Annotated in this window: 16 protein-coding genes; 2 read left to right on the forward strand and 14 right to left on the reverse strand. The window is 63.4% G+C overall.

Features of this window, described 5'->3' with window-relative positions:
* Nucleotides 1-115: 115 nt before the first annotated feature.
* The 6 genes from QM841_RS42025 to QM841_RS42050 all read right to left on the reverse strand — a co-directional run bounded on the left by QM841_RS42025 (nucleotide 116) and on the right by QM841_RS42050 (nucleotide 3,350).
* The gene (locus QM841_RS42025; protein ID WP_283336644.1) at nucleotides 116-622 is read right to left on the reverse strand and encodes a hypothetical protein; all 507 of its coding nucleotides are present in this window, start codon (nucleotides 620-622) and stop codon (nucleotides 116-118) included.
* Between the two features lie 206 nt (nucleotides 623-828).
* Nucleotides 829-1,017: a hypothetical protein gene (locus QM841_RS42030; protein ID WP_283336645.1), complete on the reverse strand. Its 189-nt coding sequence runs from the start codon at nucleotides 1,015-1,017 to the stop codon at nucleotides 829-831.
* 108 nt (nucleotides 1,018-1,125) lie between these two features.
* Nucleotides 1,126-1,503 (reverse strand): hypothetical protein, encoded by a 378-nt coding sequence (locus QM841_RS42035; RefSeq protein ID WP_283336646.1) that lies wholly within the window; start codon nucleotides 1,501-1,503, stop codon nucleotides 1,126-1,128.
* Nucleotides 1,504-1,511: 8 nt separating this feature from the next.
* On the reverse strand, nucleotides 1,512-2,642 hold the full coding sequence (locus tag QM841_RS42040) for an ATP-binding protein (RefSeq protein WP_283336647.1): 1,131 nt from the start codon (nucleotides 2,640-2,642) through the stop codon (nucleotides 1,512-1,514).
* A 95-nt stretch (nucleotides 2,643-2,737) separates the two neighbouring features.
* Nucleotides 2,738-3,001: a hypothetical protein gene (locus QM841_RS42045; protein ID WP_283336649.1), complete on the reverse strand. Its 264-nt coding sequence runs from the start codon at nucleotides 2,999-3,001 to the stop codon at nucleotides 2,738-2,740.
* 1 nt (nucleotide 3,002) lies between these two features.
* The gene (locus QM841_RS42050; RefSeq protein WP_283336650.1) at nucleotides 3,003-3,350 is read right to left on the reverse strand and encodes a histone-like nucleoid-structuring protein Lsr2; all 348 of its coding nucleotides are present in this window, start codon (nucleotides 3,348-3,350) and stop codon (nucleotides 3,003-3,005) included.
* A gap of 485 nt (nucleotides 3,351-3,835) precedes the next feature.
* Here QM841_RS42050 and QM841_RS42055 point away from each other — a divergent pair, with 485 nt between their 5' ends.
* Nucleotides 3,836-4,780, forward strand: coding sequence for a phospholipase D family protein (locus QM841_RS42055; RefSeq protein ID WP_283336651.1), 945 nt, complete (start codon nucleotides 3,836-3,838; stop codon nucleotides 4,778-4,780).
* Between the two features lie 370 nt (nucleotides 4,781-5,150).
* Complete coding sequence (locus QM841_RS42060; protein WP_283336653.1) at nucleotides 5,151-5,642, forward strand: hypothetical protein; 492 nt, start codon at nucleotides 5,151-5,153, stop codon at nucleotides 5,640-5,642.
* Nucleotides 5,643-7,137: 1,495 nt separating this feature from the next.
* Here the strand turns inward: QM841_RS42060 and QM841_RS42065 are convergent.
* The 8 genes from QM841_RS42065 to QM841_RS42100 all read right to left on the reverse strand — a co-directional run bounded on the left by QM841_RS42065 (nucleotide 7,138) and on the right by QM841_RS42100 (nucleotide 13,094).
* Nucleotides 7,138-7,623 carry a hypothetical protein gene (locus tag QM841_RS42065; RefSeq protein WP_283336654.1) on the reverse strand — a complete coding sequence of 162 codons (486 nt, stop codon included), beginning with the start codon at nucleotides 7,621-7,623 and terminating at the stop codon, nucleotides 7,138-7,140.
* Between the two features lie 196 nt (nucleotides 7,624-7,819).
* Entirely contained in the window at nucleotides 7,820-8,656 is an 837-nt protein-coding gene (locus QM841_RS42070) for a hypothetical protein (RefSeq protein ID WP_283336655.1), read from the reverse strand.
* A gap of 390 nt (nucleotides 8,657-9,046) precedes the next feature.
* The gene (locus QM841_RS42075; RefSeq protein ID WP_283336656.1) at nucleotides 9,047-9,661 is read right to left on the reverse strand and encodes a hypothetical protein; all 615 of its coding nucleotides are present in this window, start codon (nucleotides 9,659-9,661) and stop codon (nucleotides 9,047-9,049) included.
* Nucleotides 9,662-9,882: 221 nt separating this feature from the next.
* Complete coding sequence (locus tag QM841_RS42080; RefSeq protein ID WP_283336657.1) at nucleotides 9,883-10,308, reverse strand: hypothetical protein; 426 nt, start codon at nucleotides 10,306-10,308, stop codon at nucleotides 9,883-9,885.
* Nucleotides 10,309-10,473: 165 nt separating this feature from the next.
* The gene (locus tag QM841_RS42085) at nucleotides 10,474-11,178 is read right to left on the reverse strand and encodes a hypothetical protein (RefSeq protein WP_283336658.1); all 705 of its coding nucleotides are present in this window, start codon (nucleotides 11,176-11,178) and stop codon (nucleotides 10,474-10,476) included.
* Nucleotides 11,179-11,389: 211 nt separating this feature from the next.
* Nucleotides 11,390-11,902 (reverse strand): hypothetical protein, encoded by a 513-nt coding sequence (locus tag QM841_RS42090; RefSeq protein ID WP_283336659.1) that lies wholly within the window; start codon nucleotides 11,900-11,902, stop codon nucleotides 11,390-11,392.
* Between the two features lie 288 nt (nucleotides 11,903-12,190).
* Nucleotides 12,191-12,637, reverse strand: coding sequence for a hypothetical protein (locus tag QM841_RS42095; RefSeq protein WP_283336660.1), 447 nt, complete (start codon nucleotides 12,635-12,637; stop codon nucleotides 12,191-12,193).
* 37 nt (nucleotides 12,638-12,674) lie between these two features.
* Nucleotides 12,675-13,094 carry an IS30 family transposase gene (locus tag QM841_RS42100; protein ID WP_502943335.1) on the reverse strand — a complete coding sequence of 140 codons (420 nt, stop codon included), beginning with the start codon at nucleotides 13,092-13,094 and terminating at the stop codon, nucleotides 12,675-12,677.
* Between the last annotated feature and the right edge of the window lie 62 nt (nucleotides 13,095-13,156).

Consider the following 13,156-nt stretch of genomic DNA (forward strand, 5'->3'; position numbering starts at 1 on the left):
GCACGGTCCTCCATAATAAATTAATGAATGCATTAATTCATTCACGCATTCAGTTGTAGCAGCCACGAGACTACCGAGGCTCACAGTTCGACCTCTCTTGGTCGAGCGGCAGACGCTACATCGCCTCGGACGCAGCGCAGGTGGAGCAATAGATCCGACTGAGGGTGCAGTCATCGCCACACGAGCTCCAGTCCCGGCAGCGGTGGCACTCCTCGCGGTTGCGCTCGGTCGCAGCGGGTGCCCAGCACGTGTTGCAGCGCCAGAAGCCGCTGCTTCGCTGCCGAGCACGGTCCATATCGTTCCAGAGGAAGTGAAAGCCGCCCTTCACCCAGTACCCGCCACCGACGGTTAACACGGTATCTGGGTGGAGGATCTGCAAGTCGTAGTCAGCTGTCCTCCGGGCTACCTGGGCCTGTTGCTCACGGTGCTTGATCAACGCATCCTTGAGATCGGCCTCATCGACCGTCCACCGCCGCCCCTGCTTGATCGCGGCGATGCGGTGATAGCCGAGCCAGACGGTTCCGTGGCGGGTCGCACATCGCCGGTACCAGTCGTAGGCGTTGCTTGGAGCGCCCGGCTCACGCTTGAAGCGATCTACAGCGTCGGAGAGAGGTATGTGCACGATTCCGACCGTACTGCGAAGCCAGGACAACCCGGTGCAACAACCGCCCCGGGGATGACTGCAACGAGGCGGGATCTCGGCGGATTCGGTGCCCCTCTTGGCCGAATGCATTCGCTTGCTGCGGTCGGTTCCGATGGGCGGCCGCATGGTTCCGTGATCACCGCAGTTCCCTCGCGAAGCCGGAGACGGCGATCCGGTCGGACTCGTCATTCCACCAGTGTGATGGGCACCCCGGGCGTGATGTACAGGTGGTGTCGAGCGCCGCCATGGGTGAGGGACATGGCCACTCCCGTGGTGTGTCCCTCGGCGAACCGTGCGAGCAGCTCGCGGGTGGCCTCGAATCTGGTGTGGCTGATGTCGTAGGTGACGCCGTTGAATATGAGGCTGGGCACCATGCCCTCCTTGCTGACGATGGATCGTTGCCGAAAGTCTCGCTGACATCCCATCCTCGGCAAGGACGGACACACCGTCGCGGCCCGAGGGGGCATCGGCTGCGGGCGGGGCTACCAGTGGTAGACGACGCTCGGATTCGGCTCGTCACTGCCTCGAATCGCGACCGGAGTCGCCGAAGTAATCAGGAGGCGCACCGTGGAATTCTGGCTGACAAAGCCGACGAAACCGCCGTTGCCGTTGTCTGCGAAGATGCCTCTGATAGCCTCCTCGAGGCCGTGGGCGGCGGCTGCATCGGCGAGCGGATAACGGACCCCGTCGTAGATCGCTTCGTAACTCATGATCCCTCTCTCGCTGCTCTCGTGATGTTCACAGCGTAAGAGCGCCGGGCCGACGGTTGTGGTGGTCGCCTCGACGGCCGCCGCGAGATCTGCCGCAATGCTGCCGCGTTGACCCGCGCCCGCTTGAGAGAAGTCCGACGCCGACGACACCTAAGAGTTTAGGAATGCCTCGGCAGCCCCAGTGCGGCGGCGTGCTCGCGCAGGTACTCGCGCAGATACGGCATGGTGAAGTCGAGCATCCCGTGACCGACCGAGGCGATCAGCTCGGCGTCGATTAGACGCAACCGATACTGGCTGGCATAGGTTCCGTCGACGCCGAGCCGGACGGCGATCTGACCGATCCGGCTCGGGCCGTCGTCCTGCGACATCGCGACCAGGAAGCTGCGATCGACATCGGAGATCCCCGCGAGGCTGGGCTCGAGGACCAACGATCCGATCCGGCGACGCGCCGCGGCGACACCGACTGTGACATCGCCGGTTGAGACCACCGACGCTGTCCGGTTCTGCCTCCAGATGTGGTATCCGACAAGTTGAATCAGGAACGGATAGCCGTTCGTGGCCTCCGCTGCGGTGCGGCAGTCGGCGTCGGTGATCGAGCGTCCGGTTCCCTCGATCGGCTCACGGATGGCCTGGGCGACCTCGTCGAGGGGCACGGCGCCCAGGGAATGTCGGTCGGCGCGTCGTAGGAAGGTCAGGACGTCGTCGTTGAGGAGGTCGCTGATCGAGGCGGGCAGGCCGGCGGCGACGAAGGCCAGTTCCCGCTCTTCGCGGAAGGCATGCTGGACGATCGCGCCGAGTGCACGCAGGTCGTCGGTGAGTTTGCGGTGGATCTCGTCGACGGTGATCAACAGGCCGGTTTCGTGTTCGGCAAGGGCGTCGGTGAGTTCTTCGATTTGGTGCCGCAGGCTCACCGCCGGCGGCGGTGAGTCGGTGGTGGTCCAGTTGACACCCCCGAGCCCGGCGGCAGTGATCCCCGAGAGGCGTCGCTTCGTTCCCCCGTTTTCGCCGTGTTCGCGGAGCAGCCGAGGGAGGTGTTCTCCGGTGAGCCGGTCGACCAATCCGGGTGTGGCGGTCTCGGATACGACGAGCCAGCCACGGCTGCGGGCCTGTGCCTCCGCCTCGTTGAGCATGACCGTCTTACCGACTCCGCGGGCGCCGGTGTAGATCGTCGCGCGACCGGGAGCGCCGGGACCGTCGTCGAGGGCGTCGCCGAAGTCTGCGACGAGGTCGGCGCGGCCCACCAGGGATGGGGGCGGCGCCCCGAACGACGGGGTGAACGGATTCCTCATGAAGCAGGACGCTACCAGCACCTTTAGCTTCTTTTAGTGTTTTTAGTCTTTTTAGCTTCTTTAGGGTTGGGTAGCGTTTCCGATCCCGCTCCGGCTCACCCGCGCGCGGTGAACTCGGCGTCCTCGACCATCGGTCCAGGTCCCGACGCTATCGCGTACATCAACTCGAACATGGCGCCATCCCCGGCTGGGGGCGCGCCGCCTGGCCGGTGGCGGCACTCGGATCCCCGAGCCCACGACGCCGACGGGCGACCCGTCATCAGCCGGGACGGTCCGGTCAGGTCGCCGCCGCCGCCGCCGGGGAGTTTCGCCGCCCCTGCGGCCGCGAAAACGTCCTGCCACCGGGCCGGACGAGGCATGTCAGTGAGCGTCGCGGAAGGCTTGCTCGATCTCCCCGGAGATGCGGCCGCGGGAGGCGAGCTCGTAGCCCTGCTCGATCGCCCAGGCGCGAATCTTCTTCATTTCACCCGGCTGCCGCTTCGCGACCCCGGGGTTGACCGGCCGGTCCGAGCGGTGTTTGCGGCCACCGAGGCGAGTGGAGTGGGCGATGTAGTACTCGAGCGTCTCGCGGAACTCCTTGGCGTGCTCGTCTTTCAGATCGATCTGGTACTCGACTCCATCGAATGTGTAGCCGATGCTCTCGCCGTCCGCACCGAACTCGGTCCCGTCGATGTCGTCGACCAGCTCTACCACGACCTTGCGTGCCACAGATTCCACTCCTCGATGTTCTCGGTACAGACAGGATACTGGTTTGCGCCCGGCACCCACCGCACGCTCCGCGGCGACGACGGGCTCCCCAAGGCCTAGATCTCGCCGGCGGGCTTGGCGGCGGGGTGGTGCTGATGTCGGCCCCGGGGTCCAACGGGGTCGCCCGGCGCGTCCGGGTTGATGGTGTACGCCAACCCCCGATCGGATCCCCGACTCGGCCCACACCTGTGGATACGACGAAGCGTGGCAGACGAGCCCTAGGACCCCATCTGCCACGCCCGGACCACTCACGGATGGGTACCACGCGAACGTGCATCACCTGGTGACCAAACCATCAACACATTCGGCGTGCGTGCTGCCGGCGTCTCCACCGGGCAAACGTCACTCTACCGAGCTGCCGCACAGCATCGGCCTCCGATCCTGAGCGGGCAGGGACCAGGGACCATCGCCCGCCCGGGCCGGGCGGCCGGTTACCGTCTGTCGGTATGGGGACCACCTTCCACGGACCGAGTCCGTGGCCGCACATCACCCGCGCCATCCGCACCCGAGGCGCCCGGTACGCCGCGATCGGCTACCTCGGACAGGACGCACCCGAACTGCTCCCGCTGCGCGCCGGGGACCTGTTGGTCGTCAACGCCTCCAAGGCCGCGATCCGGGCGCACGCCACCTCCCCCGCCGCCCTCGCGTACTACGTAAACAAGGGGGTACGGGTGCTGTCGTCACCGACCCTGCACGCCAAGGTGATCGTCACCAACACCCGGGCCGTCATCGGGTCGGCGAACGCGTCCGAGAACTCCACCCTCGCCGACGACGCTGTGGTCATCACCGACGACCCCGACATCATCGCCTCCGTGCGGACATTCATCGACAGCCTCGACGAGATCACCGAGGTCGATCAGGTGTTCCTCGACGACGCACTCCGGGAAGGGGAGATCGGCCGCGCCGTCCCGCTGCCCGGGGTCACTGGCCGCCTCCGCACCGAGACAGACTTCCTGCCCGCACCGGTCACCCGGATGTTCGTCAAACACGCCGTCGACTACGAACCCACCCACACCGAACAGCAGGTCCTCGACCACCAGCGGGGCCGGCACTCCACAGCTGGTGGGCCGGCGGTGAAGTACCAACTCGAATCGCTCCGCCTCGACAAACCCAGCACCGTTCGGCGTGACGACGTGATCGTCTTCGTCTCCGCCGACGACGAGTGGATCCACCCTCCGGCCATTGTGATCTCCGATCCGATGCGGATCCCGCGATCGGGCGGAGCGGTGCTGTTCTTCCTGCGCACCCGCACCGACCTGCCACCGCTGCCCCTCACCGACGCCGAGAAGGCGCTCACCGATCTCGGGCACCCTGGCTCACGGCTGCGGACCGACCACTACGTCCGCTCCCCCAGCCTCCGGACCGCGCTGCTGGGACTATGGGACCTCTGACGGTCAGTGAGCCTGTGTCAGGGTGGAGTCAGCTGCAGAACCGACGAACCCGACAGGTGAAACGCTAGACAGCGCTAGATATCGCGACACTTGCGAGTGCGGCCTGATCACCGCCGCCTCTGACACTGCCTGCTGCCCCGCTGGGCGCTGGCGTGCGTGTTCCGGTGGCGGCGGGTGTCCCGTCCTGCGTTCGTCGTGCCTCGGTAAACCCCGAGCAGCCACAGCTCCCCTCGACGACAGCACACTGCCGATGGGGCCGGCACCCTGACTCAGTTACCGGGCTGTAGGTCTCGTACTCGAATCATTCTCGCGGGGAGCGACTCTCAGGAGATTCACAGACACCGTGGGCCGAGCGATGCGACGATGAAGCATGCGCCGCCATCGTTGGCCGGCCCTCGCGCCGCCCACCACCGGAGGGATCACCGTGCACGCGGGCATGCCGATCGTGGCCGAGAACGACCTCACCCTCGAACTATCCGCCGCGACCGCGTTCACGTCCGGGCTTCTGCTGCGCTTCGCGCTGTACGTCACCGGTGTCCGCGCCGACTTCGCGCGCTACGAAACCCGCCCCCTGACCGACCCCCACGACTGGTCGGCGCAGTGGTCCTATCTGGCCGTGCGCATCCTCGCCGACGACCTGGGCGGCCCCGCCGACCCGTTCCACCCGATCCCCGATACCGACCCGAAGGGATCCGGGCCGTACCGAACCACGCCGCAGTACTGGATCGGCACCTACCCGACCACCGGATCACTGACCGTCACCACCAGCTGGCCCCAGGTCGGACTCCACCCCACCACGGCCACCCTCACGCTCGGCCCCAGCCCCTTCCCCACCATCTTCGGATCCGATGCCCGTCGGTGACGGCGTCCGACTGCCGTTGACGAGCCGAATGCCCAAGCCGCTGTTGTCGATTCTTGGTGGTCGGAACTTACCGGTTCCGCGAACCGCACACAGGATGTCTGGCGCTCAGCCGATTTGGGCAGTCGCGCACATCGGGCATCGGGTGGTCTCGCCGACGACCCACCCGTTGATCCGGGCGAAGGCCACCGCCGCTGCTTGTCCGGCGACCGCAGCATCGAATCGGTGCTCACACAGATCGCACCGGACCGCCCACCCGTTGTGTCCACTAGATTGGATTACCTGCACAGTCATGTCACCCTCGCGACGTCACCGAATCCGAACCGTGGCACCAGCATCGCACAGCCCACCGGCGAAGCAGAGTCCCGGAGTCCGGTCCTGACAACATTCATGCACCCGAACACTGGCGCGGCACCGACCACGACAGACCTCCGTCGGCGCCGCTCGGTCCGTCACCGATCCCCGGACGTGCAATGCCGAGAAGCGGACGCCGTGGGATTTACACATCTCGGCGGATGCGCCCCGCGGGGTGAGCGGCGTTCACGGTCCCGACCCTCCTCGAAGATGTGACGAGGGTTTCGCGGAACTCGCTGGGGTACCCGTCGTTGAAGCCGATACCCGACCCCTCGACCGTGCAAACTGTTGCTCGCGCCCGGATCACCGGACACGATCCCGTCGATGGCATCGACCTGTTGCACCACGGCCTCACTCACCACGAAAGCGGCTTTCGAGGTGGTCAGCACAATCGCATCATTGCTAGCTATGCTAGCTGTGCTCGCTAGGATTGTGTCGCGCCAAATTCCGACGATCAGGTTCGCGCACAGCACCCTGTTGCGGAGCCGGCCGGAATCCTTTGGGGAACCTCATCAATGGCGCTAACCGGATTTTCGCCAGACGATCCCAACACACCCCACACCCCTCGCCACTTTCGTCACAGTGATGCAACTCGCGCCGTACCGCTCCTCCGGTCACCCACTAGCGACGACCGACCCTGAAACTGCAGAGGCACTCTCGACCTACACCTGCGGCAGCGATGGAATCTGTCGAGCCGGATGCACGTAGGGCAGGTACCCACCCTGCCCCTGTGCCCACCTCCACTGCCCCCGCGCAGGACTCCGCTGGCGTAGTGCGGCCCGGCCTTCCGGTGCAGGTGGGCGAACTCCTGCGGACCGGAGTCCAGGCCCTTCGATGTCGCAAGAAGGAGAGTTGCTCACTCGGCGCGGCGCCGGCTTCGCCCACAGAAGAGGTCCCCGCGGAGCGTCGAGTACGACAGCTCGGTACCGGTTTCCCCTTGATCAGGTCGATGACCTGATCAGTGGTCAGTCGATGTGGGTTGGCCATCGGATGAGCGTCATAACTGAGATCGATCGCCCACGAGAGATGACGCTGCACATCAACCATTCGTAGGGCCTCGCAGCACGGTCCAACGACCAAGAAACGGTGTTGATTCGCCGTGAAGAAGTCACGACTGTTCGTAATCAGCTGGGTAGCTTTTACTTCAATCGAGCATTTCATTGCGGATCGCATCCTGAATTCTGCCCTGCGTGGCATTGATGATGCCGGCCAGCTCACCGAGCCGTCCCCTGTATTGGATACTCAACTGGTCGTCCACGGCGTCGACATCCATCTTGTGTAGATGTGGCAACACGGACATCACACGGAACAGTTGGAACGCCTTGATCTGTTGTGCCAACTCGTTGAATCGTTGGTATACATCCTTGCTGGATACGACCTGCGCCCTGCTGACCAAGGAATCCAGTTCGTCGCTGTCGACCTCTTCCAAATTGGCAGCAGGATACGTCGCCCACATCGTTGCGTTCGCCGCAAGGCGAGCCGTCACTCTCAGCAAATCGGCATAGATTACAAGCCGCATCGACGTGAGCTGTTCCCTCCGGGCATTCTTGGCGCGCAATCGCTCGACGACCCACGGCGATACGGCAGTACCGATGATTCCGGCCACTGCCACCCACGCAGTCGAATCCACAATTAACACCTCCGTCGCTACCTGCAGGCGCCCAAGAGAAGAATTCAGCCGCGTCCTACTATTTTCGCTGCGAGCAGCGGTTCCACGAGGATCGTCACAATCGAACGATTGCGGACCACTTCCGTCACCGACGACGGAAGCCGACCACTCCTATCCCTCGCTCATGTGGCAACCCGCCAGGGTCGATTCGGTCAACTCATGAAGGTGGTCGAGGTGGTGGTAGCGGGGTCGGCGCCGGGGCCGTGACGGCGCCTTGCACGCCTCGCGGAAGTGCCACGAGTCTGGACGTAGTGCAGTCGAGGAATCCGTCGGAATCGGCCTCGCGACGGACACAAACCTCAAGACCCTTCGATTGCCAATCCTCGTCCATCACGCTAATCAATTCCGGCGTGAGTTCCGCAGCAAACGACAGTTCCGACTGCGGTAAGACCTCGCTGGTCGGACATCCGTGAACATACTTCGGTTCATTTCGTTTCTGACACCAAAGAGTCGAAAGATCGAAGAGTTGAAACCCTTTTTCAGTGGTTCCAAACCCGCCATGTATTAGGAAGATCGATGTTGTTCCTGTATTAGCCACTGTAAAATACCCGTAGCGCACCGGGTTGTCCGACCATACTTCGAGTGGTATAGATTCGAGTCTTGAGTTTTGCTGCGGATAGATGATTTCATCACCGCCACCTTTACTGAGTCCCACCCACACTCTCGAGACTGACATGACTCCTTGTTCATTGGCGAGACTTGTCTTCTGGATTTCAACCGACTGTTCTTGCAATTCTTGCGCTTGTTCCTGCAACTCTCGCGATTTGTTCGCGGTCGAGTTGCTAATCCAAAGAGCCAGGCCAGAGACAACCAGACCAGCGACCGTGAGCAGAGTCTTGACGGCTTCCCAGTTGAAGACTCTGCTCAATGCCGACCTCGACGGATCCGTGCCCAGTTGAGCCACGCTCGGCTGGTCGGCGGTTTCTTCACCGTGGCCTAACTTCGCCTTATCAGGGTTGAGATCGCCAGCATCGGTACCGTTAGGTTTTCCCATACCGCGCCTCACTTCGAATGGCGACCCATCGAAACAAGGCCGACCGGTCTATTTCGATGCTCCTCCATGACGTTGCTGCTTGTCACGGGTCGTTTGCCGACGAAACCTCATTGCAGGCCCTCACGGCGGGTTCGAACACCTGGAGCCGTTTCCGCCTGGCGGCCGTCTCCGGAGACCGAGCAACCGCTACAAGTTGTGCACGCGTTTGACAACAGGCGACACGGTGATGCTCCACCCTCAAGGGGTCTCGAAGTTCAAAATCCTCAGCATCGATGAGGACGGCCATGCACTCATCGAGTCCCTACTGGACGGCCCAGGTTGTGCATAGTCGGTCAGTGACCGCAGAATCGCCGACCCCTACCCGGCAACGCCTCGCCCGGCAGGGGCTCGTTAGCTCGGGCGCTCGGGCCGCAGGCTTGGATGATGGATGTGGACTGTCTCGCCGCTGGCAAGGGTTACTGCGACGTGCAGTTTCTCTCTCCACCGCGCGCGGAGCACCGCAAACACGACTCCGTCGTCGGCTCCGACACCTCCGGTGTCTGTATAGAGCGACGACCTCACTTCGAACTGAGACACGCCTTCGGCAGCGATTCCGGTCAGTGCCATCCATCCGAACTCTGGTGGTTCCTTCGCGACGGACGGATCGCCGGATTGATGGACGGTCAACCGCTTCAAGTGCGAAGCCCGAAATGAGCGACCGAAGTTGGCGCGGGGATTGGGTACCCCGAGGATGAGGGATGCCTTCGGTGAATCGTCGCCTGGCTGAACAAGAACCGCCCAACGGGTCGTATCTCCGGCGAATACGACGGCGACATCGGAGTCGCGCTCGATGAGCCGGACTGGACCGAATCGCTCTCCGGAGGTGCGGTGCATCAAGGGGACTTCTTCGCTCGCAAGCCTCACCGCTGGATGGGTTCGTAGATCTTCGTCGATTCTGTCGCGAACCGGCAACAACGTGTTCCCCGGTTCGTCCTCCGGTGTGTTCGACGATATTCGGATGCTCATGAACCCTCCAGACCGTGCCCTGAGACCCGATGGATAGTCAGCAGTCCGTACATCGTAGAAGAACAGCTGGCGTGGAACCCGGCGATGTAACGATCGATGCGGACTGCTGCCATAAGAGGATCGGTAACAGGCCACCCGCGGAGGTGCTCATCGGGTCTCACCGGTGAAGATCTGGTATCGGGCGTCCTATTTTCCGCGACCCTGGCGCGGGTGTCAGACAGTTACGGCACGGACCAGGCGCCGGCGCCGGGTACGAGGGCAAGTACTCGGGTTCCCGCCTGGTCGGGCACGGTGACCGCGGCAACCACCATCCCGGAACCGGTCCGGATCTGCGTGCCGCCGGGGTTGTCGAGGTACGTGCTTCCGCCCTCGCCGGTCGAGATGTTCCGCCAGTGGACGAAGACTCCGGTGTAGGGGCCCACGCGGGTGACTCCTGGCGTGTCCGGGTCTGCGGTGGCGGTCATGTAGAAGTGGCCCGCGTTAGGGAGTCCGGTCACACCAACTCCGATCCCGGCGACCGGAATGGGGAAGACGGTTTCGGTCGGCGCCGCGGTGGCCGGCGGCGCCCCAAACAGCAGCACGGCCGCGACTCCGATGGCGGAGCCGACGACGAGCGAGGTGCCGGGGAGTCGGTGGTGTGTTCGCATCGAGGAATCTCCCGGGTCTGTGGTTCGAAAGAGGATGCGGGATGCACCTGCCAGGGTGCTCTGGTGGCATCGCGAAGTAAAGGCTCCAGCCGGGGCCGTGGGCGGTCTCGGTGATCGGACGTATTCGTGCGATCTACACAGCAATCCAGCACCGGAAGTGGATCGTCATCCGGTACTCCGACAGGCGTTCGACGGCGCACCTCTGCTATACGACTGTGTCACCTGAGCTGAGGCACGCCACGCGCAGAGCTCACCGATCAGGCAAGTGACGGAGCCGGCAGCGCGGTCGATCCAGACGGCGTTCCCATCCCGGACTTCAGGTGCGAAAAGCAGCAAGGGGCTCCGGCTCGACACGGGCCACAGAACGAACTCGTATCCCGAGAGCCAGTCCTGAACTGCCTCGGCAATCACGGAGGTCGCCGTCGCGACGTCCGTCTCGCATGGGAGACCGAAACCGAATCCGCTTGGAATGTTCGGACCGTTGGCCCGGGTCTCGACGGCATTGAGCCCGATCGTCCATGCCGGGATCTCGTCCGTGGTGTCTTCGATTGTCCAATTGAGTGAGCTGTACTTGTTGAACTCGGTAAAGCACTGAGTGTCCCGACCGACTGCATGGCACGCCTCGACGAAGTGACGAGGTGCGTCGGTGGCATCGTCGGCATTGAGGTTGAGTAGCCACTTAGGCTTTCGCGGAACCTGTGGTTGAGGCCACGCCTGTGTCGCCTGGTACCGCCAGTCTTTCGGCGCTTCTGCGTCGGATTGCTTCCACTCGAAGTCGATCAGATCGCCGACATTGAGTTCGAAGGCATCTTCGCTCTCGATTGCGGCAGAGGGCAGCCAACAGCCACCCGGGGTCTGGGACGAATCCACTACGCCCGACCTCGATTGGCGGTCCCAACTTCGCACGGTTCCGCGGGTTCTCATTTCGCAATCATCCCAGTCCACGGGCCGGCCATCTTGCGATTCCCCAAGCCGAACCTGCACCGAGACGAAGTGGTGTTCGAGCGCGGGCCGGCGGCAGTCCGCCCTCGTTCCGTATGCGGATCGCCGACCGAACACCGATCCTTGGCAACTCCGAGCGCTACCTACCGATTCGTTCAACGCGCCAAGGTGGGATCTCCCGCCGCGGCCTGACCTTGATCGCACGGAATTTGTATCCGTCCTGATCGATGACCGACTCCCATTCGAAGTCGACCTGCTCGCCGACGTCGAGACCACGGATTCCTCCGCCGATGCTGAAACTGTCGCCCGGCTGGGCATTGATGACTTCATCGGGGTGTAGGGCGCTGTAGAAGGTCCAACAACCGCCCGGTGTGTCCGCAGAGTCGATCACGCCCCAGCCTTCGTCGTCATTCCACGTGGTGACGACGCCGCTCGCTGGGGTGCCGATCCGGGGCGGGATCGTGTCGTCGAGGTCGGCAATCTCGTGGGCACTGCCGTCGGGATCGATATGCCAAGCCCTGGAGCTGAACGGCCCCGGCCGCGTGTAGGGCTCGGTGCCGACTGGCCATGCGCGCACCGTATGAAAGTCGTAACCGTCTGCCGGCTCGTCGAGTTGATGCCACTCGAACTCGACTTCCTGACCTTCAGCCAAACCGGGGAACCCAGGAACCGCTACGGATATCCATGGAGTCCAGCTACCGCCGGCGGATTCTCATAGTCGTTGCAACACAGGTCATATGGGAAGCAATTTTCCCCTGGTCAGCGACACTACCCGAAGTGCTCGTTCGGCTCGGGGCCTCCGTCGTATGCGCCAAGCCGTTCGCGGCATCTTAGGACTGTTTGGACTCGTCGGCTCGAACGATGGATCCGGTGAACCGATCCTTGTATTGATGGAGAATCGCACTGCTGGGCTCCGCTGGCCACACTTGCAACAGCATTCTCACGGCCGGTTGCTCCTCGATCGGTGCCACCGCATCCCAGTACCGGGCGCGGCCGACGGCCGCAGCGCGGATCCGGTAAGACCCGGGCCGGCCGGCGTGAGGGTGTCGATGTCGGGGACATGCCCGCCGGTGACACTGCCGAGCCGCATGTCGTCACTGCTGGTGATGAAGGACCGCTCGGCGATGTCCTCCCACCTCGAACGGAATTGTTCGTCAACAGGCGAAGGTGCCGTATCCCGCACCTGGACGGTCACCGCGACGGGCCCCCGTTGGCCGGCGTGGATTACCACTCTGTCTGGCTCTGTGCGCAGGAACCAGCGTTCTCCCTCGTATGCGACACCCAGCAACCGAGTCTCGAGGGGGTCCTGAATTAGCAGGAGGTTGTAGTCCACGTCGACGATGATCTGGTGTCCCTCCATGCCCGACCGTTCCGACGATTCCTGCATGCAGATGATCCTGCTATGGGGAACTGCGAGATGGTGCCTAATGCATCAAGTTGGCCTCAGGATCAGCTTTCCGAGTTTGCAAAGGGGGCATCCGCTCTGCGTTGAAGAGCGACGCGGGTGTCGCGTAGTGAAGGGTCTTTCGCGGCCGTGTGTTGAGCTGCCTCATCACGGCCCTGACCCGGCCTTCGGAGTGGAGGGACAGGTCAGTTCCCTTCGGAAAGTACTGACGGACGAGTCCGTTGAAGTTCTCGTTTGCGCCGCGCTGCCAGGGACTACTGCGTTCGGCGAAGTAGATGTCGACGCGGGTGGCGGCGGCGACTTCACGGTGCTGCGCCATCTCCGTGCCTTGATCCCAAGTTAGAGTCTTCCGTAAGTGTCTCGGTAAACTGCGAAACACCTTGATCAGTGCGACTTTCACCGTTTCCGCGGTGTGGTCGAGCGGGAGGTTGACGATGATCCCTTACCCTCGATACACCGATTCGCATGAGTGCCTGAGGGTGTCATAACGGCGAAATGCCC

It is taken from the genome of Rhodococcus sp. IEGM 1307, from assembly GCF_030056915.1.
Lineage (GTDB): Bacteria > Actinomycetota > Actinomycetes > Mycobacteriales > Mycobacteriaceae > Rhodococcus_F > Rhodococcus_F opacus_D.

Coding starts and splice junctions, on each gene's coding strand:
- QM841_RS42045 (WP_283336649.1), bottom strand. CDS start 3,001: ATGCCTCGTCCGGCCCGGTGGCAGGACGTTTTCGCGGCCGCAGGGGCG.
- QM841_RS42070 (WP_283336655.1), bottom strand. CDS start 8,656: ATGGGAAAACCTAACGGTACCGATGCTGGCGATCTCAACCCTGATAAG.
- QM841_RS42030 (WP_283336645.1), bottom strand. CDS start 1,017: ATGGTGCCCAGCCTCATATTCAACGGCGTCACCTACGACATCAGCCAC.
- QM841_RS42060 (WP_283336653.1), top strand. CDS start 5,151: ATGCGCCGCCATCGTTGGCCGGCCCTCGCGCCGCCCACCACCGGAGGG.
- QM841_RS42080 (WP_283336657.1), bottom strand. CDS start 10,308: ATGCGAACACACCACCGACTCCCCGGCACCTCGCTCGTCGTCGGCTCC.
- QM841_RS42095 (WP_283336660.1), bottom strand. CDS start 12,637: ATGCAGGAATCGTCGGAACGGTCGGGCATGGAGGGACACCAGATCATC.
- QM841_RS42055 (WP_283336651.1), top strand. CDS start 3,836: ATGGGGACCACCTTCCACGGACCGAGTCCGTGGCCGCACATCACCCGC.
- QM841_RS42075 (WP_283336656.1), bottom strand. CDS start 9,661: ATGAGCATCCGAATATCGTCGAACACACCGGAGGACGAACCGGGGAAC.
- QM841_RS42040 (WP_283336647.1), bottom strand. CDS start 2,642: ATGAGGAATCCGTTCACCCCGTCGTTCGGGGCGCCGCCCCCATCCCTG.